At 69.3% G+C, this 21,220-nt stretch carries 17 protein-coding genes; 11 read left to right on the top strand and 6 right to left on the bottom strand.

Annotated features, from left to right (window positions below):
* Positions 1 to 154: 154 nt before the first annotated feature.
* Positions 155 to 1,231 (top strand): trigger factor, encoded by a 1,077-nt coding sequence (locus D187_RS42100; RefSeq protein ID WP_081714069.1) that lies wholly within the window; start codon positions 155 to 157, stop codon positions 1,229 to 1,231.
* A 34-nt stretch (positions 1,232 to 1,265) separates the two neighbouring features.
* Here D187_RS42100 and D187_RS42105 read toward each other — a convergent pair whose 3' ends face one another.
* Positions 1,266 to 1,976, bottom strand: a complete 711-nt coding sequence (locus tag D187_RS42105; RefSeq protein ID WP_002620617.1) for a glutathione S-transferase family protein — start codon at positions 1,974 to 1,976, stop codon at positions 1,266 to 1,268.
* A gap of 103 nt (positions 1,977 to 2,079) precedes the next feature.
* Here D187_RS42105 and D187_RS42110 point away from each other — a divergent pair, with 103 nt between their 5' ends.
* On the top strand, positions 2,080 to 3,006 hold the full coding sequence (locus D187_RS42110; RefSeq protein ID WP_245591961.1) for a LysR substrate-binding domain-containing protein: 927 nt from the start codon (positions 2,080 to 2,082) through the stop codon (positions 3,004 to 3,006).
* On the opposite strand, the gene D187_RS54435 is transcribed toward D187_RS42110, so the two are convergent.
* Positions 3,000 to 3,362 carry a DUF3565 domain-containing protein gene (locus tag D187_RS54435; RefSeq protein WP_081714070.1) on the bottom strand — a complete coding sequence of 121 codons (363 nt, stop codon included), beginning with the start codon at positions 3,360 to 3,362 and terminating at the stop codon, positions 3,000 to 3,002. The genes D187_RS42110 and D187_RS54435 overlap by 7 nt on opposite strands.
* 187 nt (positions 3,363 to 3,549) lie before the next feature.
* On the opposite strand from D187_RS54435, the gene D187_RS42120 reads away from it, so the two are divergent.
* From D187_RS42120 to D187_RS42135, 4 genes are all read left to right on the top strand, one after another.
* Positions 3,550 to 4,380, top strand: coding sequence for a GIN domain-containing protein (locus D187_RS42120; RefSeq protein WP_002620621.1), 831 nt, complete (start codon positions 3,550 to 3,552; stop codon positions 4,378 to 4,380).
* A gap of 92 nt (positions 4,381 to 4,472) precedes the next feature.
* On the top strand, positions 4,473 to 6,650 hold the full coding sequence (locus D187_RS42125; RefSeq protein ID WP_002620622.1) for a DUF4082 domain-containing protein: 2,178 nt from the start codon (positions 4,473 to 4,475) through the stop codon (positions 6,648 to 6,650).
* A 221-nt stretch (positions 6,651 to 6,871) separates the two neighbouring features.
* On the top strand, positions 6,872 to 7,951 hold the full coding sequence (locus D187_RS42130; RefSeq protein WP_002620623.1) for a DUF3616 domain-containing protein: 1,080 nt from the start codon (positions 6,872 to 6,874) through the stop codon (positions 7,949 to 7,951).
* 182 nt (positions 7,952 to 8,133) lie between these two features.
* Positions 8,134 to 8,556 (top strand): VOC family protein, encoded by a 423-nt coding sequence (locus D187_RS42135; protein ID WP_002620624.1) that lies wholly within the window; start codon positions 8,134 to 8,136, stop codon positions 8,554 to 8,556.
* A 65-nt stretch (positions 8,557 to 8,621) separates the two neighbouring features.
* Here the strand turns inward: D187_RS42135 and D187_RS42140 are convergent, their stop codons facing one another.
* Positions 8,622 to 9,365: a polysaccharide lyase family 20 protein gene (locus D187_RS42140; protein ID WP_245591962.1), complete on the bottom strand. Its 744-nt coding sequence runs from the start codon at positions 9,363 to 9,365 to the stop codon at positions 8,622 to 8,624.
* 257 nt (positions 9,366 to 9,622) lie between these two features.
* On the opposite strand from D187_RS42140, the gene D187_RS42145 reads away from it, so the two are divergent.
* The 4 genes from D187_RS42145 to D187_RS42160 all read left to right on the top strand — a co-directional run bounded on the left by D187_RS42145 (position 9,623) and on the right by D187_RS42160 (position 13,146).
* Positions 9,623 to 10,261 carry a LuxR C-terminal-related transcriptional regulator gene (locus D187_RS42145; protein WP_002620627.1) on the top strand — a complete coding sequence of 213 codons (639 nt, stop codon included), beginning with the start codon at positions 9,623 to 9,625 and terminating at the stop codon, positions 10,259 to 10,261.
* A 107-nt stretch (positions 10,262 to 10,368) separates the two neighbouring features.
* Positions 10,369 to 11,265: a S1C family serine protease gene (locus D187_RS42150; protein WP_002620628.1), complete on the top strand. Its 897-nt coding sequence runs from the start codon at positions 10,369 to 10,371 to the stop codon at positions 11,263 to 11,265.
* A gap of 15 nt (positions 11,266 to 11,280) precedes the next feature.
* A complete protein-coding gene (locus tag D187_RS42155) occupies positions 11,281 to 12,195 on the top strand; it encodes a S1C family serine protease (RefSeq protein ID WP_002620629.1) in 915 nt (304 codons plus the stop codon).
* A gap of 18 nt (positions 12,196 to 12,213) precedes the next feature.
* Positions 12,214 to 13,146, top strand: a complete 933-nt coding sequence (locus D187_RS42160) for a ketopantoate reductase family protein (protein ID WP_002620630.1) — start codon at positions 12,214 to 12,216, stop codon at positions 13,144 to 13,146.
* Positions 13,147 to 13,179: 33 nt separating this feature from the next.
* Here D187_RS42160 and D187_RS59015 read toward each other — a convergent pair whose 3' ends face one another.
* Positions 13,180 to 16,692: a DUF2135 domain-containing protein gene (locus D187_RS59015; RefSeq protein ID WP_020918655.1), complete on the bottom strand. Its 3,513-nt coding sequence runs from the start codon at positions 16,690 to 16,692 to the stop codon at positions 13,180 to 13,182.
* 157 nt (positions 16,693 to 16,849) lie between these two features.
* Between D187_RS59015 and D187_RS42170 the strand changes: the two genes are divergently transcribed.
* Entirely contained in the window at positions 16,850 to 17,365 is a 516-nt protein-coding gene (locus tag D187_RS42170) for a DinB family protein (protein ID WP_002620632.1), read from the top strand.
* 144 nt (positions 17,366 to 17,509) lie between these two features.
* On the opposite strand, the gene D187_RS42175 is transcribed toward D187_RS42170, so the two are convergent.
* Positions 17,510 to 17,926: a DoxX family protein gene (locus D187_RS42175; protein ID WP_002620633.1), complete on the bottom strand. Its 417-nt coding sequence runs from the start codon at positions 17,924 to 17,926 to the stop codon at positions 17,510 to 17,512.
* 60 nt (positions 17,927 to 17,986) lie between these two features.
* Positions 17,987 to 21,082 (bottom strand): sensor histidine kinase, encoded by a 3,096-nt coding sequence (locus D187_RS42180; protein WP_002620634.1) that lies wholly within the window; start codon positions 21,080 to 21,082, stop codon positions 17,987 to 17,989.
* Between the last annotated feature and the right edge of the window lie 138 nt (positions 21,083 to 21,220).

The raw sequence follows: 21,220 nt of genomic DNA on the forward strand, positions 1-21,220 counted from the left end.
ACTGCCCGTGCTCCTGGCTCGAATGAGCCGAGGGGCGGGCCAGGCCTGTCCGGCCACTTCACGCCAAGCCTCACCCTGACGGGCGCGGACACGCCTGCGCCTCCTGCGGATCTCCGGCGGCTCGGGTAGGGTCCTTGTCTGGAAGGATGACTTCATGGACTCGAACCCGAAATCCTCGCCCCCCGCCAAGAAGCGAGCCGGTATTCCGATGTACACCTCGCCGGCCCGCAGGGCCGCGCAAGGCGGTGAGGTCCAGCTGCCCCCAGTGATCGCGCCGTCACTGGAAGGCCTCTCCGTCACCGTCCCCGCCCCGGAGCCCATCACCGCGCGGAGGGTCCAGGAACGCTTCCAGGAGCTGGCGCGCGCGCATGCCTCCGAGCGCATGCGTCCGCGCACGGAGGGCCTCGCCTGGGGTGACGAGGTGCTGGTCGATATCGCGGGTTATTCGAATGGGCGCCTCATCCCCTTCAGCGTGCGCACCGACGTCTGGCTCCCGCTGGCGCCCGACCCCCTCCTGCCGGGCCTGTACGAGCAGTGGGTGGGTCACCTGCCGGGAGAGAGCGTGCTCGTGGACATCGTCCTGGGCGAGAACTACCCCATCGAGGCGCTACGGGGTCAGCCCGCGCGCTTCGCCCTCCTCATCCAGGCCGCGCGCGAGGTGAAGTACCCCGACCCGACGAATCCGGAGTTCCTCGAGGCCCTTGGCCGCGGAGCGACCCTGGAGGAAGTGATGCGCGGTGTGGCGAGGGAGCTGCAACAGGAGGCCGCGCGAGCACGGTTCCTCGAGGGCCAGCAACGGGTGCTCGAGGAGGTGGCCGCACGCACACAGGTGGACATCCCCGAGGAGCTGGTCGACGAGGAGATCCGCCTGCGTTGGGGCGCGAGCGAGGGTCGCTCCGTGACCAAGCTCAAGTTCAGCAACAAGCATCAGGAGGAGTCGCTCCAGACGTGGCTGGCGGACGAGAGGACCCGGGCCGAGGCCAGGCAGCGGTTGCGCATCAGCCTGGCGCTGGGCGCCATCTGCAAGCGTGACGGGCTCATCCTCACCCCGGCCAAGGTGCTGGAGGTCATCCAGGCCGAGTCCACGGCCGCCGGTGTGCCGCTGGAACAGGCCACCGCCGTCTTTGCTTCCGAGCCACAACAACACGTCCGCATCACTCAAGCCGCGTGGCATCTGTTGGCGGTGGACCACGTCATGAGCAAGGCCCAGGTGCACGGCGCGGGCACCTGACACGCGGTCCGCGCGGGCTCGGCCCTTCTTCGTCCTAGGCAGCCGCGCGCCGGATGGACTCCACCGCGTCTTCGAGACGGACCTCGCCTTCGAAGCCACCCGCCGAGACGGCTGGCCGCTGCTGCTCGATCGCGTGGGCGAACTTCACCGCCGGATCGGCCTCGAGCTTCTCGACGAGCCGCCGCACGTTCGGGAATGCACGGCGGTCGACCGCGTCGTGGTACTTGGTCCAGCGGGCGATGCCGATGAAGTAGGCGTCCACCAGGGTGCGGTGCTCGCCGAGCAGCCAGGGGCGGTCGCCGAGCAGGGCCTCGAGCCTGGCGTGGGCCTTCTCGACCTTGGCTCGGCCGTAATCGGTCAGCGCCTGCTTCGCCTCCGGCTCCAACTCGTGCTCGTAGGCGTACCAGAGCGGGCTGAACGAGCCGAAGAAGGTCGTGTTGAGGAAGGCCAACATCTGGTTCCAGCGGTCGAAGTCGTGGGTGCCTTGGGCGAAGGCGAGCCGCCGCTCGATCCCGAGCGGACCGAGGTGATTGAGGAGGGCGATGGTTTCGCTGATGACCCTGCCGTCGGCCGTCATCAGGGAGGGCGTCTCCGCGACGGGGTTGATGCGCTTGTACGCGTCGCTCGTGACGACGCTCGGCATCTCGATGCGGCAAAGCCGATAGGGCCTCGCGAGCCACTCGAGCGCGACGATGGAGCCGAACGAGCAGCCCGACGGGACACCGTAGAAGAGGATGGGGGACACGAGATTCTCCGTGGTTGAAAGCCCGTGGATTCGGGTCCCATCAATCTGTCGTCGTGGACTTTGACCGGGTAGAGGCTAGAACGGCGACGCAACGTCTACCCATATGGACTTTGGGATCTCGATGCTCAACCTCAACGACCTGGCGCTCTTCGTGGCGGCGATCGAACACGGTGGCTTCGCGGCGGCGGCGCGTCGTCTCGGCGTACCGAAGGCGACCATCAGCAAGCGGGTGGCGGAGCTCGAGGCGAGCCTGGATGCCCGGCTCGTCCATCGCACCTCGCGCAGCTTCACCCTCACCGAGGTCGGGCGTGATTTCCACGAGCGCGCGCGTGCGGTGCTGATCGAGGCGGAGGCCGCCGAGCAGGTGGTGCGCGGGCGCGTCGCCGAGCCTGGCGGCACGGTTCGGCTGACCGCCAGTGTACCGACGGCACAGCTCTACCTGGCCGAGCACCTGCCGAAGCTCGCGCGCGCCTACCCCAAGCTGCGGGTGCAGCTGGACGTGACCGATCGTTTCGTGGATGTCGTGCAGGAGGGCTACGACATCGCGGTGCGCTCCCACTTCACTCCGCTTCCGGCTTCGGGTCTGGTCCAGCGGCAGCTCGTGAGCGAGCCCATCCTGCTCGTGGCCGCCCCCGACTATCTGTCGGCGCGGCAACCGCTGGAGCGGCCCGAGCAGCTCGGGCGCCATGATGGCCTCGTGGCCGCGCCGAACTCGACGGGCTGGCGCCTGCTCGGCCCCGCGGGCGAGCGCGTCGAGGTCAGTCCGCTGCCCGTCATGGTGGCCAACGAGTCGACCGTGCTGCTGGGAGCCGCCAGGGCCGGTCTCGGCGTGGCCTGCCTGCCCCAGAGCATGTGCCGTGTGGCCCTGGGAGCGGGCGAGTTGGTCCGGGTGTTGCCCGAGTGGGAGGCGGGGACCGTGACGACGACCCTCCTCATGCCCCACCGGCGCGGCCAGTTGCCCGGGGTCCGGGCGACGGTGGAGTTCCTGATCGAGTGTCTCGCACAGAAGGTGCGAGCCAGCGCTCAGTGAGGACGTGCCAGCGCGCGGTGGATCGCCGAGGTGAGCCCGGTGGAGCGGAGGGCATCCAGCGCGAGCTCCCAACGGCCCTCGGCACAAAGGCCGCTCAGGCCCGCGTCCTCATAGGCTTGCCGGGCGGCGGCCGCCAAGGCTTCGCGCACCGCCTCGGCGACCGCGTGGCCGACCTCGTCACAACGTCTGCAGTCGAGCTCGATGCCCAGACGGCTGCGCCGCCCTTCTTCCGTGAGGACCCAGGGGCGCTCCATCCACGGGGGCTCATGGCGCACGTGCTGCCGGTGGCCGCACTCGAGCTCGGCCACCCAGTGGTTCTCTCCATCGAGGTGGAATCCCGTCATCTTCTGCTTCATCGGACGTGCATCCTCCTTCTGCGAGCAGACTCCATTCCACCTCCAGAGATGCGCATGGCGGAGCGGGTGGACAGCCCCCTGTGGATCTTCGCACTCCTGGAGTGACAGTTCCCAGGGGAGGCGGTGTTCCAGTGCCACGACTCGCGAAGCAGCACGGTCGGCTGGCGTCATTTCAAGGAGAGGGAACATGCGGAAGAGCCTGGGTTTGGGGGTGGCGGCACTGATGTTCATGCCCGCCTGCGGTTTGTTCGGAGAGCAGGGCAATGGCCACAAGGTCACTCAGCCGCGTGAGCTCACCGGCTTCACCCGGGTGGAGAATCACTCCTCCCTGGATGTGGTGGTGCGCGAGGCCTCCGCCGGGTCCGTCACCCTCACGCTCGACGAGAACCTGCACCCGTTCGTCACCACCCGCGTCTCCGGGGAGACGCTCCTCATCGAGAACACCGAGAACCTGTTGTACTCGGGTGAAGGCCGCGTGGTGGCGACGCTGCCGCGCTTCCTCGGCGCGGAGAATGATGGCTCCGGCGACTTCCTCGTCGAGGGCGTGACCTGGTCGAACGCGCTCACCTTCGAGCTCGAGGGCACTGGAGACATGGATTACTGCGGGCCGGCCACCCACCTCACCGTGAACCTCTCTGGCTCTGGCGACATGACGCTCTGCACTCCGCGGGAGCAGGTGCTGGAGGAGGTGCGGTTGGGGCTGTCTGGCTCCGGCTCGCTCACCTATGACGGCTTCGCGAAGAGCCTGGACGCCGTCCTCGAGGGTTCGGGCGACATGAGCCTCACCGGTTCGGCGCCGCGCCTGGTGGCCCGGGTGAACGGCAGTGGGGACCTCGATGCCCGGGGGGTCTCCAGCTCGGAGGCGGAGCTGTACATGGCCGGTTCCGGCAATGTGAGCGCCACCGTCGCTACCACCGTGACGGTGTACCTCGATGGCTCTGGCGATGTGGATTTGTGGGGAGGCGCCACGTTGCGCGACGTGCGCCTCGAGGGTGCCGGGGACCTGCGGCGACACTGAACGCTCGACTCCAAAACCAACGGTGTGAGATTCCTCCGCCAGCCTCCACCACGAAGGAGTCCGACGTGCTTCGACATGCATCACGATGGGTCATGACGCTGGTAGTGGGTTTCACCTGGGTCCAGGCAGGCTGTGCTCCCGCGGAGCCCACGGCCCCGGAGACACCACGCACCGAAGAGGCCGCGCGGCCGCTGCTGCCGGGTGAGCGCTCCCTCTTCGACGCCTCCGCCGTGCCGGCCGTGGCGGCCGCGGACGACAGCGCCGCGGTGGAGCTGGGCGTGCGCTTCCGCAGTGACGCGCCCGGACGCGTCATGGGCGTGCGCTTCTACAAGGGCGCGGGCAACACGGGCACGCACACCGGCAGCCTGTGGTCGGCTTCGGGGGCCCTGCTGGCCACCGCCATCTTCCAGGACGAGACGGCCTCGGGCTGGCAGGAGGTGCGCTTCGCGACCCCTGTGGCCATCGCGGCGGACAAGGACTACGTCGTGTCGTACCACGCGCCCGCGGGGCACTACGCGGCGACGAGCAATGGCTTCGCCTCCGCGCTGGATGTGCCACCCCTGCACGCACCCGCGAGCGGGACGGGGGGCGGTAACGGCCTCTACCACTACGGCACGAGCGGCTTTCCCACGGACAGCTACCAGGCCAGCAACTACTGGGTGGACGTGGCCTTCCAGCCCAACGACACCACGCCTCCGCGCGCGCCCACCAACGTGGTGGCGACGCCCAACTCGTCCACCGCCATCGACCTGACCTGGTACGTCTCCGTGGACGGCTCGGGCGAGACGCAGGGCAACGCACGCGCCCACCTGGTGTACCGGGGCAGCCAGCTCATCGCGGAGCTGCCCGGCACCACCACGAGCTACCGCGATACCGGCCTGACGCCCGCCACCGAGTACCAGTACACCGTGCGCGGTCGTGACGCCGCCGGCAACCTGAGCCCCGCGTCCGCCACCGTCACCGCCACCACCCTCGCCAGCAGCGTCTGCAATCCCTGCAGCCTGTGGAACGTGGTCACGGGCGACCCCCAGTTCCAGAATGCCGACGCCACTCCCACCGAGGTGGGACTGAAGTTCCGCACGGACGTGGCGGGCACGGTGACGAAGGTGCGCTACTACAAGACCGGCGGAGACACCGGGCCGCACGTGGGCCACCTGTGGAGCGCCACCGGCGAGCTGCTGGGCACCACGGTGGAGGCGCCTGGGGAGAGCAGCTTCGGCTGGCGCGAGCTGACGTTCCCGACGCCGGTGAGCCTCGCGGCGAACACGACCTATGTCGTGTCGTACTTCGCGACCGCGGGCCACTATGCCATCACGACCAACTACTTCAGCAGCGCGGGCGTGGACGTGCCGCCCCTGCATGCACCGTCCGCCGTCGCGGCGGGCGGCAACGGGGTGCGCCACCTCAATGGCAGCGGCTTCCCCTCGGATGCGTGGATGAACACCAACTTCTGGGTGGACGTCGCCTTCGTGCCGGCCACGGGGGACGCATCCCCGGTCGACGTGTCCGTGCGGCATGCCTTCCCCTCCGGGACGGGCGTCCGGGGCGAAGCGCTCGATTATGACATCACGTTGACGAACCACGGCACCAGGGCGGCCACCAACCTCACGCTCGACGTTCCCGTTCCCGCCGGGCTCGCGCCCTTCGCCTTCATCCCAGAGGCGTCGGTGGGCACGTGCAGCTACTACACCAATGACAACATGCACTGCGACATCACGAGCCTGCCCGCCGGGCAGAGCGCCGTCGTTCGCATGACGCTGGTGCCCTTGCTCTCCGGGACGTTCCAGTTCCAGGCGACCGTCGCGGCGTCCGAGACGGACAACGTTCCGGGCAACAACACCAGCACCCTGACGATCCCCGTGGGTCCCGAGTCGAACCTGGTCACCTTCGATACCTTCGACGGTGCGAACGAGCCCATCACCGGCATCCACGGCCCCTTCTACTTCGTGTTCAACAAGTGGTACATCGCGCCGCCCTGGGGCGGGTTCACCACGAAGAGCGTCTCATTCAACGGCGCGGGGGTGAACCAGGCAGCGCTCGACATCTACGGGGAGCGGACGGTCGTCGGCCTCGATGCCTTCACCTGGGACACGGGCGCGACGCTCACCCTGAGCTGCTTCAACCAGCCCACGCGCACCTTCACCCTGACGCCGGGGGAGGTGACCCACGTCGTGACGAACTGGCAGGGCACCTGCTCGTCCGTCACCCTGGCGACGTCGAATGGCTGGGACACGAACTTCGACAACATCGAGCTATCGCCGCTGCCGTGAGACGTTGACGGACGGTGAGGCCAACCCCCGGTCCACGCAAGCGTGTCCCAAGAGGAGGGCGAAGCCCAGTGCCAGCAGGTAGCCCCAGGCGAGCCCTCCCCCGGGGGTGAAGCCCGCCGAGGCGCGGGTCCGAGGTTGGCGTCAGAACAGGAGGGGGCCGCCGCCATTGCCTCGCCCGAGCGTCATGCTTAAGCGGAAGGCTTCCAACCCGGAGGATTTCCATGCTGCATGCTCCGCTCCTCGGTCGTGTCCTGCTGCGGTTCGATTCTGGCAAGGAGGATCTCCACGAGGATCTCTCCGCCGCGGTGTTCTCCGCGGATGGCGGTCTCTGGGTGGCCTCGGACGAGCACCACTCGCTCGAGCGCTTCGCCCCGGTGAGCCCGCGCGTCTTCGGAGAGCACCGGCACTTCGCCATGGCGGATCTGCTCGGAGAGGAGGTCCACGAGGAGGTGGACCTCGAGGCGCTGGACTTCCAGGACGGGCAGCTGTGGTTCGTGGGCTCGCACAGCGCGAAGCGGAAGAAACCCAAGGGCAAGACGATGGTGAAGGACCTGGAGCGACTGGCCACCGTGGAGCACGAGCCCTGGCGCTTCCTGCTCGCCCGGGTGCCGCTGCCGGAGAAGGCGTCGGGCTCGGCCCGCCCGGCGAAGCTCATGCGCGCGGAGGGCCGACAGGACTCGGGGGTGAACGTGCTGGTGGAGCTGTTGCGCCAGGACGCCCATCTGGGGCCCTTCCTCGCGCCGGCCTCGCCGGACGATCCGGATGGGGCGCTCGCCATCCCCAGCAAGGACAATGGGTTGGACATCGAGGGGCTCGCCGTCCACGGGGACCAGGTCTTCCTCGGGCTCCGGGGCCCCGTGCTGCGAGGCTACGCCGTCCTCCTGCAAATGGAGGTGGAGGAGGTAGGCAAGGGCCTGCTCGCGCCCCGGCGGACGAAGAAGGGCGGTGCCTACCAGAAACACTTCCTGGACCTGGATGGTCTGGGCATCCGCGAGCTGTGCCGCCATGGAGAGGATCTGCTCATCCTCGCGGGGCCCACCATGCCGGTGGATGGCCCCATCCGGCTGTTCCGGCTGCACAAGGGCCTGCTGCTCTCGGGAGACACCCTCCACTCGCAGGAGAAGGGGGGACTGGAGCCTCTCTTCGACCTGAAGAACGGGAGCAGGGACGACAACGCCGAGGGGGTGGCCGTGTTCTCCTGGTTCGCGCCGAACGACTCCGTGCTCGTCGTCTACGACACGCCCTCGCCGCAGCGCCGCTATGGGCCGGATGGCGTGCTCGCGGACGTGTTCCGGCTCTGACCCACCTGGAATACGCGGTGGAGTCCCTGCCGGACGGGTTGGAGTGGCACGAGCGCTGGTGGGTCCGGGGCACACGGTCTGGCCGGAATCATCGGGAGGACCGATGATTTCGGGCGGGTACCGCCGTCCATGGGTTCGAGACTCCCCAAAGGAGCCTTTTTCTGAACCGACAAGGAGCTGTCATGACGATCAAAGCCGCCACCCCGTACTTCATCCTCAACGGCAGGACCGAGCAGGCCATCGCCTTCTACCAGCGAACCCTGGGCGCGAAAGTCGAAGCGCTGCAGCGGTTTGGAGACGGCAACCCGAACTGTCCCACGGCGCTGCAGAGCCGGGTCATGCACGCGGCGCTGCGCGTGGGCGACGCGCTCTTGATGATGAGCGACGGCCCCAACGACTCGGCGCCGCCCCAGAGCGGGAGCGTGAACATCGCCCTCCAGTTCGATGATCCCGATCAGGCGCGGCGCTGCTTCGACGCACTGGCGACGAGCGGCAAGGTCGTCCAGCCGCTCGTCGAGGCCCCCTGGGGTGAGCTGTTCGGCGCGCTGGGCGACGAGTTCGGCATCAACTGGATGTTCAACAGCGCCCAGGTCAAGAAGGCCTGACGGAGCTCACCTCCAACAGCCGCCCGGCCAGCTTCGCGGCGCGGGCGGTGCGGGAGCGCCCCTCCTCACTGATCGGGGTCGGCATCGGCGAAGGTCGTGCCCGCGCCAATCTCGTCGAACCAGATGCTGCGCGTCCCCTGGCTGCCCTGCATGTAGCCGTTGTCGTGCCAGCCGTTCGCGTAGAGGCCGACGCGGAACTGGAAGTACCGGTCATCGGACACGGTGGTGCTCAGATTGTACTGCTCGAGCACCTTCTGGCCATCGAACCAGAGCTTGTAGAAACCCGTGCCGTCGCTCGCCCACTTCGCCTGGATGACGACCTTGTGCCACACCCCGGCGGTGACGGTGGCGAGATTGCCGAACGTGACGGTTTTCTGGGAGCAGACCGAGCCCTGCTTGACGCGCGTGAAGAGTTGATTGCCCGAGAGCCAGATCATGCTGGACGGCATGTAGTCATCGCAGCCGGTATTGGAGAAATCCGCGATGAACTGGGCGATGTTGTACGACTGGGGTTGGAACTGCCAGTCCTGCTGCAGGCGGAACGCGAAACCGTAGAAGCCGGTGTCGCCGCGACGATACACGTTGTTCTTCACGACCTCCGAATGGTAGCGGCCGCTGTACGAGGAATCGTAGATCTGGGTCACCTTGATGGCGGTCGGTCCCGAATAGGTGACATTCGTCACCTCGCTGACAGACCCCTTGTGCTCCTTGTTGATGGAGTTCCAACCAGACACGGTGCCAGTGTTGTGGAAGATCTCTTCGGCCTGTGCCACCGGGGAAAGCGAGAGCAGGGCGATGCCAACAGTCATTCCAACGTTTTTGATTTTCATTGAACTCGGGGGAAGTGAGGACGGACGGGTGGCCGGGTTCCTGTCGTGGTCGGGGCATGCCCCGCGTCACGGCCAGGAACTGAAACCAAGCTAACGGATAAGCGCTCGCCCCGGTATCCCCATTTCGAGGGAGTTCCCTTGTTGTCTCGTGTCACCGTTTTGTCGACCAGGCAACTGGAGCCACGCCGTGGACCAGGCCGGGCGAAACGCACGGGTGCCCGTTAGGCAGGAGGACCGTGCGGGACTCCGACGCCACCCCTGTCCGTCTCACCCTGGTCGCCGAGGACCCGCTCGCTCGGGGTGCGCTCTCCCGGGCCCTCTCGGAGCAGGGGAGTGACGTCGTGCTCACGGCGTCCGGTACCCTGGCGGAGGTGGAGTCCTCGAGTCCCGAGGCCGCCCCCGACGTCGTGCTGTGGGACGTGGGCCTGCACCCGGCCGGGTCCGGAGGGCAGCTCGATGCCCCGGAGCTGGGGGCGCCCGTGCTCGCGCTCGTGCCCGATGAGGCCGCGGGAGAAGGCGCGCTCTCCGCGGGGGCCCGGGGGTTGCTCTTCCGGGACGTGGCTCCCGCCCCGTTGCTCGCCGCGCTGCGAGCCGTGGCGCGAGGACTCACCGTGTTCGATCCGGCCCTCACCGCGCTGCGCGCCACACCGCGCGCCTCGGCGCCCACCTCGACGCCCGAGGGCCTGACACCCCGGGAGCGCGAGGTGCTCACGCTGCTCGCCGAGGGCTTGTCCAACAAGGCCATCGCCGAACGGCTCGACATCAGCGAGCACACCGCGAAGTTCCATGTGAACGCGGTGCTCGCCAAGCTCGGCGTACAGCGGCGAACGGAGGCCGTCGTCCGGGCGGCGCGCCTGGGGCTCGTGACGATCTGACCGGATGGACAGGGAGGACTACCCATTCGGGTAGGTCGAGGCCCATCCGTCTCGCCGATGTGCCGCGCGGGCCAGGCCTTTAGCTTTAGAGCGAAAGGAATTCCTCCATGTCCGCCGATCTCAGCGCCTTCTCCGAGTCCCTCGCCTCCATCATCGAGCGCATCGCCCCCGGCCTCGTCCGGGTCGAGGCCCGTCGCCGCCACGGTGCCACCGGCATCGTCTGGGACGCGGAGGGACACATCCTCACCACCCACCATGCCATCGAGCAGGAGGGCTCCATCACCGTGGGCCTCGCCGATGGCCGCACCGTCCCGGCCGAGCTCGTCGGGAGGGATCCGTCCACGGATCTCGCCCTGCTCAAGGCGGACGCCTCCGGACTCACGCCGCTGGCGCCCGCGCCGCTCGAGGGCCTGAAGGTGGGTCACCTGGTGCTCGCCCTGGGCCGTCCCGGCCGCACCGCGCGCGCGACGCTGGGCATCGTCAGCGCGGTGGGCGAGAGCTGGCGCACCTACGCGGGAGGCCGCATCGACCGCTACCTGGAGACGGACGCGGACCTGCCTCCCGGCTTCTCCGGGGGGGCGCTGGTGGACACCCGGGGGCGCTTCCTCGGCATGCCGACGGCGGCCCTGTCGCGCACGGCGGCGGTCGTCATCCCCGGAGAGACGCTCGGCCGGGTCGCCCAGGCGTTGAGGCAGCACGGAGGCATCCGCCGGGGCTACCTCGGCGTGGGCGCGCACCCCGTGCGACTGCCCCAGGGCCTCTGGGAGCGCGCGGGTGGAGAGAGCGGGCTCATCTTCCTCTCCATCGAGCCCGGAGGCCCCGCCGACAAGGCCGGGCTGATGATGGGGGACGTGCTGGTGAGCCTCGGAGGCCAGCCGTTGCAGAGCCTCGAGGAGCTGCTCGGCTACCTCGGCGACGAGAAGGTGGGCACCCAGGTCCAGGCGAGGGTGCTGCGCGCGGGCGAGGTGCGCGAGGTGCCCGTCTCGATTGGTAAGCGTTCGTGAAGGGAGAGTGACGCCATGAAGTTCCTCCAACAGTTCTCCGACGAGCTCGAGTCGCTCGTGGCCAAGGCGATGCCCGCGGTGGTGGCGGTGCAGCACGCGCGGGGCCACGGCACGGGCCTCTTCCTGACACCGGACGGCTACGTCCTCACCAACCGGCACGTGGTGCGCAGCCAGGGCCGGCTCACGCTGGAGCTGCACGACGGCAGCGAGGTGCGCGCCGAGCTCGTGGGCGCGGACGCTCCCACGGACCTGGCGGTGGTGCGCGCCGAGGACGGCGCGAAGTTCCCCACGCTGCCGCTGGCGGATCCCCACGACGTGCGCGTGGGGCAGGTGGTGATGGCCATCGGCAACCCCTTCCGCCTGGAGCAGTCGGTGTCGATGGGCGTGGTGAGCGCCATCAACCGCACGCTGCCCCTGCCGGACGGGGTGATCCTCGAGGGCCTGTTGCAGACGGACGCGGCCATCAACCCGGGCAACTCGGGAGGACCGTTGCTCAACATGCACGGACAGGTGGTGGGCCTCAACACGCTGGTGCTGCCATACGCGCAGGGCATCGGCTTCGCGGTGAGCGCCACCACGGCGGCCTGGGTGGCCAGCCTGCTCATCCAACGCGGCAAGGTGGAACGGCGCTTCCTCGGCATCGCCGCCACGGCCATCACCCTGTCGGCCCGGAGTGCCCAGGAGGCGGGGCAGCTTCGCGCGGTGCGCGTCATGAAGGTGGGGCAGGGCACGCCCGCGGCCGACGCGGGGCTCGAGGCGGATGATCTGTTGCTGGGCATCAACGAGTGGCCCATCACGAACGTGGACGACGTCCAGCGCCTGCTGGCGCTCGCCACCGGGCCGGAGGTCCGCCTGGAGGTGTTGCGCAAGGGACAGCGCCGCACCTTGCGAGCCCGCACCACGCCTCGCGAGTACAGCAAGGCGGCGTGAGCACTATGCTCCGCGCCCATGCGATTCGCCATCGTGGGTTCCGGGGCCGTCGGCGGTTACTTCGGCGCGAAGTTGGTCCAGGCGGGCCAGGAGGTCACCTTCCTCGCGAGGGGTGAGCACCTGGAGGCGCTGAGACAGAGGGGGCTGGAGATCCGTGGCCCGGCCGGAGACGTGCGCGTCCCGGTGCGAGCGGAGTCGGACCCGGCGCGGGTGGGCCCGGTGGACGTGGTGATGTTGGCGGTGAAGACCTACGACATCGCCGGGGCCCTCCCCACGGTGAAGACGCTGCTGGCGGGCGGGGACAAGGCGGTGGTGCTCACCCTTCAGAACGGCGTGGACAGTCCCGACGAGGTGGCCTCCGCCGTGGGCCGGGAGGCGGTGCTCGGCGGCTCGGCCTACATCTCCGTGGCCATCACCGCGCCCGGAGTCCTCACCCAGACCGGGATGCACCATCGCATCACGTTCGGTGAGTTCTTCGGGGACACCCCGCGCATCTCCCCACGCGTGAGCACCCTGCGCGACACGCTCGCCGGTGCTGGCATCCACACGGACGCGGTGCCGGACGCGCGCGTAGCGCTCTGGGACAAGCTCGTCTTCCTGGCGCCCTTCGCCGGACTCACCGGCTCCACCCGCCTGCCCATCGGCCTGCTGCGGACGTATCCGCCCGCGCTCGACACCTATACGGCGGCGGCGTCGGAGATCATCCGGGTGGCCGCCACCGAGGGGGTGACCGTTCCCCGCAATCCCGAGTCACTCGTCCGCGAGTTGCAGGGCCTGCCTCCGCAGATGCGCGCGTCGCTGCTGGTGGACCTGGAGCAGGGCAAGCGGCTGGAGGTCGAGGCCCTGATGGGCTCGGTGGTGCGCCGGGGCCGGGCGGCCGGAGTGCCCACGCCGGTGATGGCCACCCTGTACGGAGTGCTCGCGCCCCACGCGGGTGGACGTGCACGATAGGAGGGCAGGGGACGTCGTTCACGAGCGCGCCCCTCATTCCCTGGCCTTCGCCGCCCGCTTTCCCGGCACCACCTCCTCGCCGCGCAGCAGCAGCGCGGCTTCGGCCTTCGGCAGGATGCGCAGCTGGAACTGCCGCTGGTACCCATCATCGCGGGAGAAGACGCCCCGGTCCGTCACCAGCAGGAGCGCCGTGGGGACCACGTAGCGTGCCGAGTTGTTGCCGAAGTAATGCACCGCCACCTGGTACGAGCCGCGGGTGGCCTTGCGTGCGTGGTACAGCTCGGGCCCCAGGCCATTCGTGATGTCCCAGTGCAGCTGTCCACCCAGCCGCGTTCGCATCCGCCGGTAGGAGCACCGCTCGCCGCTCGGCTCCACCACCCACAGGTCGATGTCCGTCGAGTCCGAGTTCCAGTGCAGGGTGAGCTGGTAGTCGATGGGCCCCGGCCCCACGAGCTTCGCCAGCTCGCGCCGTCGGGCCTCCAGTGTTTCCACCTCCGCCCCCGAGAGCCGGGCCTGCTTCGCCAGCGCCATCAGCATCCGGGCATAGTGGTACGCCGCCACCGTCCGGGTCTCCTCCTCATGCCGGGCCCAGTCTCGAGCCAGGATGATCTCCCAGTCGCGTGCCGCCTCCGCGGGCCGTCCCGCCGCGTCCAGGGCCAGGGCCTCTTCCAGGTAGGATTGCGGCTCGAAGGGGCGGTTGAGCCGCACGAGCTCGAAGAGCTCCGTGGCGGCCGTGTATTGGCCGAGCGCCAGCAGCCCATAGCCCACCATCCGCAGTGCCTCGGGGTCCTTCGGCCGCAGCTCCACGGGTGACGAGAGGGCCCGCACCGCGCCCCACGTGTCTCCCGCGAAGGCCCGCTCGCGAGCCACCGCCTCGTACACCATCACATCGTCCTTGTTCTCTCGCCGCGCCCGCCGGTACTCCAGCTCCGCCTGGAGCCGCTCCTCGCCTCCCGCGTAGGGCTCGTCCCGCAGGGGTTGGGCCTTCAGCCGCGAGCCGAACTCCGCCTGCTTCGCGCCCAGCACCCGCAGCACCTCGCGGCCCGAGTCCGGCACTCCGTCCAGCGCCAACCCCTCCAACCGTTCGCGCTCCTGGTCCTGCTCGCGCCGCCGCAGCTCCTCCAGCCCGGAGAGGTCCACCTGCTCGTCACGTACCGCGTAGCGCACGTAGTCTTCCTCCGACTCCAGCACCAGCATGGAGGCACGCGCATTGGCCAGCCGGTAGTGCTGACTGAGCGCCACCACCGTCCGGTCCACCCGCGGGTCCTCCAGCGCCACCAGCCGGGCCACCCAGCCCTCCGCCCAGGCCCGCGGAGCGAAGGCACTGTCCCGGTCGCGTGGCAGCGGCACCCGCATCGTCCGCTCCTGGCCGTCCGAGCGCACCACCACCGCCAGCTCCGCGGTGCCCTCGTCCATCAGCCGTCCGGCCACCAGCAACTCCTGTCCCGGGAAGACGAGGTGGGGCCGACCCGCCACCACCAGATCCTTCACCTCCGCGCCGCGTACCTCCACCCGTGCCAGCACCGCCGAGGGCGCCCGGTGCGCACGCGCCGCCGCCGGCACCTCCGAGCCGGAGAGCACGCTCACCACCCGGCCGCCGCTCGCCCGGGCCAGCGCGTCGAAGAGGTCCGTGTTCACCGCCGACTCGCCAAAGCGGTAGCTCACCCACCGCAAGGTGTCCGAGGCGGGGTGGTGCGAGATGAGCGCGTCCACCTGTCCGCGTCCCCAGGTGACGTTGCCGTCCGAGAGCAGGAAGGCCGTCATCCGGCCGCCGCCCGCCGCCGGCTTCAGCCAGTCGCGGCTCGCCCGGTCCAACTCGCCCAGCATCCCATCCACATGCGAAGCGCCCTCGAGGAAGACCCTCTCCAGCTCGCCCAGGGTCTCCCGGCGTGCCTCGGGCGTGTTGCGCCGGAAGCCAGGGCCATGCAGCCAGCGCGGCCGCACATCGAAGAGCAGCACCGCGTACTCGGTGAGACTGTCGTCCCGCTCCAGCAGCGCGCGCAGCAGGGCGCCCTGCAGGGCCCACGCGTTGCCGTCCTCCGCCGAGAGCGAGGTGTCCACCACCAGCACCGCCCGCCCGGTGGGCGCCGCCCCCTCTCCCGCGATGAAGCTCGAGGGCATCCGCACCCGCGCGAAGAAGGACTGCCCGGGCAGTCCCGCGGGATCCGAGCCCACCAGCACGTCCGCGTCCGGGCGCAAGGGCACGAGGGCCACCTGCAGCGCCCCATCCCCCGTCAATCGCGGCCAATCCCATACGCGCCAGGGTCCCAGGTCCCGCGGGCTCCCCGCGGCGGGCAGGACCGTCATCGCGCGGGCGTGCCTCGGGTCCACGTGGATGCGCGCCGACACCTGGAGCGAGCGGCCCGCGTCGGGCGGTAGGGGCCACGTGTAGCGCAGGTGTTGACCATCGAAGAGGAGCGTCTGCTCGTAGGCGAGCACCACGCGCTTGAGGGACTTCGGAGGCAGGGGGAAGACGCGAGCACTGAAGGTGGAGGCTCCCGCCCACTCGAGCAGCGCCGGGTCCACGTTGTGCCGCACCACGTCCTCGTACACCTCGCGAGCGCGCTTGTGCTCGACGACCCGCGCTTCCTGTGGCTGGCCCCACGAGTGCTTCGCGTCCCCGGGGCTCGGCGGGGCCGCGGCCACCAACGCCTCCGCCCTGCCCGAGTCCCCCAGCGGGGGCAACAGCTCCGCCGACTGGAAGAGCGAGGGCGAGTCCACCGCCACCGCACCCGAGTACAGCGCGAAGCCCGCCACCGTCGCCCCACCCGGCAGCGGGTAATAGAAGGTACCCTCCAGGGAGCGGGAGGTGTCGTTCTCGAAGAGGTAGTCCACGACCGTGCGTGCGCGAGCGCCCTGGATGTACGTCACCACGCGCACCGCGCGGGCCTTCAGTGGCTGGTAGTGGCCCTGCTCGTCCTGCACCAGCACCTTGGCCAGGCGGGGGGCGGACTCCACCTTGGGCAGCAACGGCCGGGGCGCCCGGGGCTCGCCGGGCTTCGTCTGTCCGGAGGGCTCCTCCTGCTTCGCGGCTTCCTCGGCCGTCTCCCACTCGGAAGCAGGAGCGGGCATCAATGGTGCTTCCTCTCGCTCGGGTCCCGCCACGCCTCCCAGCACGCCCCCCACCACGCCTCCGATGACGCCCCCCACCACGCCGCCCTCGACGCGACCCTCGCGCGTCCGGTCCCGCTCCTCCCACCGCCGGACCAACTCCTCGGGAATGGGCTTCGGGTCGGCGACGGCATCACGCAGCGCCGCGATGTCCACCTCCCCCGTGTCGGGGAGACCCGGGGCGGTGGTGGGCGCGATGAGGCCCGCCTCGGCGAAGGACGCGGGGACATTCGCGGGCACCGGGAGCGGAGGGATGTCGGTGGGGAGGGGCTCGGGTTCTGGAACGGGATGGGGTTCCGGGACGGGCCGAGGCGGCTGGGGCGCGAGCGAGGCCGTGTCCTCGGGGGCGGGTGGAGTCGTGGCGCCACGCATGCAGCTCACGGACGCGAGTGCCACCAACAGGAGACCGGAGAGGACAGCGCGCGGAAGGGGCATGGGAGCGGAAGCAAATCATTTTTATTTCCGCCCGGGTGTCATGGTTGAGTCATGCGGGCTCCCTGTTCGCGTCACGGCTCTCCGCGCACCGTCCCGAGGATCGATGGGATGGGGATGGGCTGCTGCGCGGCAGCTTCACACTGGATTCAGGACGACCATGATCGCCACGACACTCTCCGCATTGACGGATTTTCCCTCGCGGCTGGAACAATTCTATCACGCGTTTCCGCGCGAACTGACGCGCTGGGTACCCGATTCCTGGGAGGGTTGTCCTAGCGAGAACCTGACGGCCCTGGAGCAGATCTGCCACGTGCGCGACATCGAACTCGAGGGCTATCACGTGCGCTTCGGCCGGTTGTTGAACGAGACCGGGCCGGTGCTGGCCTCGCTGGATACCTATGCTCTGGTCAAGGAGCGCGACTATGCCGCCGCGGAACCCTCGGCCGTGTTCGCCGCGTTCCGCGCGGCGCGCCGGGCGACGGTGGAGATGCTCAGGCCATTGAGCGACGAGCAACTTGCCCGCGCGGGAACGTTCGAGGGCTATGGCCCGGTGACGGTGCGTGGGCTGATTCACTATCTCTGCAGCCACGACCAACAGCATCTCGCGGGGCTGCAGTGGCTCATGGGCAAGGCGGAGTCAGCGCGTCCCCGCGCGAGGTCCACGCCTGCATAGGTGGTAGGCAACACGTCCAGCACGAAGCGAAATGGGGCCCGCGCTCGTGAGGCTCACGAGCCATGTCCGCTACATCGGCCGGTGCTGCTTGCCGACCGGCAGTCGCTGACCTGCCTGCCCGCTGCCCGCCTGGGAGCGGCCTGATTACCTTGGTCGCAATGCCTTCCAGGCACCGGTGGACCACAGCGCCCACCCCATCAGCACGGGTTGGAAGAACAGCCGTAGAAACCGTTTGGTGTCCGTATCGAGACCGAACGCGGAAATGCGCTTGGCGTACTGGTGCAGATTGCCTGGAAAAATCAGCGCATAGAATGCCGCCAGACCCAGTCCCATGGGGACCTTGTGCCGTGTACCGAGAATCAAGGACAACCCGAGTCCGATCTCGACTACGCCCGAGAGCAGGACCACGGTGTCCTTGTCCATGGGCACCCAGTCGGGCACCTGCGCCTGAAAAGGCTCCCGCGAGAAGGTGAGGTGGCCCGTGCCGGCCCCTGTCATGAATGAGCCCAGAAGCCAGCGGCCCGCGTCTTGCGAAGCTGTTGTCTTGGTTTCGTTCAGCACCGGTTCCCTCCTCTTGCAGTCCGTCACCGCTCAACGGAGCAACAGGCTGTCCCTCCTTGCTTATTCTCCGCCAGACCTGGCGGCCTTGAGCCGTTTCATCCACCGCTGCAACAGACTGGAGGAACGGCTGGATGGAGTGTCCGCGTAGGCGGATGCCGCGTGGATCCGCACTTCCACTTCCGTGCCCCCCTCCGGCGCACTGAATATCCGCAGTGCTCCACCCAGGCGCCTGGCACGCTCGAACATGCCCTTGATGCCGTAGCGGCCCGGCTTGCCGTGGTGGTTGGCGTAGATGGGGTCCAGGCCCATGCCGTCATCCTTCACGTACAAGCTCAACCGGTGCTCGTCATAGGTCACCGACACGGCGATGGAGCGGGCCTTCGCGTGGCGTACCGCGTTGGCCACCGCCTCCCGGGCGAGCATGATCAGCTCGTCGCGGGCGGCGGCGCGCAGTGGTCTTTCGTCGCCGGTGACGGAGACGTGGACGAGCAGCTTTCCGTCCGCCACTTCCCGCGCCGCACAATCGAGCGCCGTGCCCAGCGGCCCGTCGGTCGCGCGCAGATCGGAGACCCGGTCGCGCGCGGCGGTGATCAGGCCCTCGGCCTTCACGATCGCTCGCTCCATGTTTTCATTGAGTTCAGGGTCGACGATGCGCCTGGCCACGCTGTCGAACTGAAGCACCAGGCCTTGCACGCCCTGGAGCAGCGTGTCGTGCAGTTCCCGGGCAATCCGCTCCCGTTCGCGGTGGCGCTCCTCCAGTCGCAACTGGACCTGTTTTTCGATGGCGCGGGCCCTCATCCGGTACGCGACCCAGACGAGGGCCAACAGCGCCACCACGCAGGCCACGGCGAACGCCTTCGTCTGGACCAGGGTGGGCTCGATGGTGAAGTCCAGCGTGGCGCCGGTTTCGTCCCACACGTCGTCACTGTTGGAGGAGACCACGCGGAAACGATAGCGGCCGTGGGTGAGATTGGCGTAGGTCGCCTCGCGCAGCGAGCCGCCGTCGTGCCACTGGCCGTCCACGCCCTCCAACCGATAGCGGAAGCGTGCCCGGTCCGCCGCCGCGAGCGTGACCGCGGTGTAGCGCAGCGTCACGCTGTGGGTTCCTTCCGGCAGACGCAGGTCGTCCCCGGCGAGATAGGTCCGGTCGCCGGCCCGCACGCTTTGGATCTCGGTCCGGGGGGGGCGCTCGTTCCTGAGCAACGCGGTGGGGTCCAGCCACGCGACGCCGCGGTTGGTCGCGAACCACAATCGACCGCGTTGATCCCGCACCGCCGTGGGGACCGAGCCCGCCTGCAGGGCGATGCCGGGCAGTCCGTCGCGCCAGTCGAGCAGGCGGTAGTTCAGCGCACCACCGGGCCGCGAGAACATGCTTTCGATGTCGCCAGCCTTCACCTGGACCACGCCCCGCCCGCCGTTCATCCACAGGTCCCCGTCCAGCGACTCGACGATGCCGGTGATGAGACCGAAGGCGGTGTCCTGGCTTTCCAGAATCGTCGCGAAGCGCTGGCCGTCGAAACGCGCGACCCCGCTTTCGCCGGCGACCAACAGGTTCTTGTCGGTCGCGTGGATCGTGGTGGCGCGGCCGATCGCCAGCCCATCGCCCGCACCGTACCGGGTCGAGTGGCCGCCGGACCACCGGACCACTTCGTCCTCGAACGCCAGCCAGACCACGTTGCCGGGACCGAGCGCCATGGCGTTGGGGGCGGGGCTGTAGCCAAACCGCCTTTCGGGGTGGAGGCCCTCGGGTGTGGCGACGAAGATCCCACGGCCGACGATGGACAGCCACATGCCGTCCTCGCCGTTGGGGATGAAGGCCACCACATGCGAATCAACGGTGCCGTCGGGGAGTGCGAACTTCCGCGTCGTGTCGCCTACGTGCCGAAACACCTCCCGTCCGTTGAACCACCACAGCGCGCCATCGGCGGCGTAGATGGCCGCGCGACTCGGCACCGGACCGACGTAGGCGCGAGGTGGGGCGGGAGGGTCCAGCACCAGCGTGGTCCGCCGGTTGCCCGCCATCACCCGGGTATCCAGAACCGCGAGCGTGAAGCCCCCTTGAGACGCTGACGCCAGTTCGGGGATGTCCTGCAAGCGCTTCTTCTGGAAGCCCGCCAGCCCGGCGTTCGTGCCCACCCACACGGTGCCCTCGGTGTCCTCGATCACCGGCACCACCACCGGAGAGGCCAGTCCATCGGGCTGCTCGAACTTCTCCAGCGGGTCCGAGGGGCTCAGGCCGCGCCCGGTCGGAATGCTGGCCGGGGAGGGCAGTCGCCAGATGCCGGCACCCCAGACGGTGATCCAGAGGCTGCCGTCGCGGGCGAACAGCATCTGCTTGGCCCGTGCGAAGGCTGGCGCGCCCGCCGTGGAAGATGACGAAGAAGCGTCGGACGTCGGCGGAGCCGCTGACACCGCGGGAGCGGTGCCCGGCGGGACGGACCGGGCATGATCCGGCAGGGGCCGCGTCCCTTGGAGATCCTCGCTCAGCCACAACCGGCCGTCGGAGTCCTCCGCGAGCACGGCATCTCGGGAGATCGTTTCTCCCGTGTCATGGAACCGCCGCTCCCCCGGACGGAGGAAGACCAGCCGGCGTGACGTGCAGACCCAGAGCACGCCGCGCCGATCGACGTAGACATAATCCGCGGAGCCGTCGTCGTAGCCCCATTCCTGGCCCACGGCACGCCATTGCCCCGCCTCGTACCTGGCCAATCCGCTCGCGGCGGCGGCCCAGAGCACACCGTCCGGGGTGCCGGCGAACCTCAGCACACGGCCAGTCGGCATCCCCTCGCGGGGGCCGAAGACGGTGGCGCGGCCATCACGCAGTCTCGCCGCGCCTCCGGCGAAGAAACCCAGCCAGATGTCGCCATTGGGCAGCACCTTCAGCGCGTTGATGTTGGAGGAGGGCAGCCGCTGCCCCTCGCGCAGCGGATAGCGGTCGAAGCGGACACCATCGAATCGATAAAGGCCCATGCCGGTGCCGAGCCAGAGGTATCCCGTGGGGGCCTGCTCCAGTGTCCAGATGTCGGCGGGCGCGCCTTCGTTGACCAGGTGCTGGGTGTAGGCGTAGGGGTCGAGGGACGTGGCCGCGGCGTCGCAGGGGCGCAGTGCAGCGGCCAGTGCGAGCAGGAGGGGGATGAGGGACGACCGGGGACGCATGGGCTCTCGGGCAGGCGGCGAAGTATGGCCCATCGCGCACGGTGCTGCCATTCAGGAGGGGCCCGGCAACGTCGTTGGGCACATGCCAGCCCCCAGCGGGCCCCCCCACGGAACGCTACACCCACTGTGAAGCCAGCA

Source organism: Cystobacter fuscus DSM 2262, from assembly GCF_000335475.2.
Lineage (GTDB): Bacteria > Myxococcota > Myxococcia > Myxococcales > Myxococcaceae > Cystobacter > Cystobacter fuscus.

Bases quoted from the DNA above. Each gene is read 5' to 3' on its own strand.
- D187_RS42100 (WP_081714069.1), top strand. From the start codon at position 155: ATGGACTCGAACCCGAAATCCTCGCCCCCCGCCAAGAAGCGAGCCGGT.
- D187_RS42110 (WP_245591961.1), top strand. From the start codon at position 2,080: ATGGACTTTGGGATCTCGATGCTCAACCTCAACGACCTGGCGCTCTTC.
- D187_RS54435 (WP_081714070.1), bottom strand. From the start codon at position 3,362: ATGAAGCAGAAGATGACGGGATTCCACCTCGATGGAGAGAACCACTGG.
- D187_RS42120 (WP_002620621.1), top strand. From the start codon at position 3,550: ATGCGGAAGAGCCTGGGTTTGGGGGTGGCGGCACTGATGTTCATGCCC.
- D187_RS42125 (WP_002620622.1), top strand. From the start codon at position 4,473: ATGACGCTGGTAGTGGGTTTCACCTGGGTCCAGGCAGGCTGTGCTCCC.
- D187_RS42130 (WP_002620623.1), top strand. From the start codon at position 6,872: ATGCTGCATGCTCCGCTCCTCGGTCGTGTCCTGCTGCGGTTCGATTCT.
- D187_RS42135 (WP_002620624.1), top strand. From the start codon at position 8,134: ATGACGATCAAAGCCGCCACCCCGTACTTCATCCTCAACGGCAGGACC.
- D187_RS42140 (WP_245591962.1), bottom strand. From the start codon at position 9,365: ATGACTGTTGGCATCGCCCTGCTCTCGCTTTCCCCGGTGGCACAGGCC.
- D187_RS42150 (WP_002620628.1), top strand. From the start codon at position 10,369: ATGTCCGCCGATCTCAGCGCCTTCTCCGAGTCCCTCGCCTCCATCATC.
- D187_RS42155 (WP_002620629.1), top strand. From the start codon at position 11,281: ATGAAGTTCCTCCAACAGTTCTCCGACGAGCTCGAGTCGCTCGTGGCC.
- D187_RS42160 (WP_002620630.1), top strand. From the start codon at position 12,214: ATGCGATTCGCCATCGTGGGTTCCGGGGCCGTCGGCGGTTACTTCGGC.
- D187_RS59015 (WP_020918655.1), bottom strand. From the start codon at position 16,692: ATGCCCCTTCCGCGCGCTGTCCTCTCCGGTCTCCTGTTGGTGGCACTC.
- D187_RS42170 (WP_002620632.1), top strand. From the start codon at position 16,850: ATGATCGCCACGACACTCTCCGCATTGACGGATTTTCCCTCGCGGCTG.
- D187_RS42180 (WP_002620634.1), bottom strand. From the start codon at position 21,082: ATGCGTCCCCGGTCGTCCCTCATCCCCCTCCTGCTCGCACTGGCCGCT.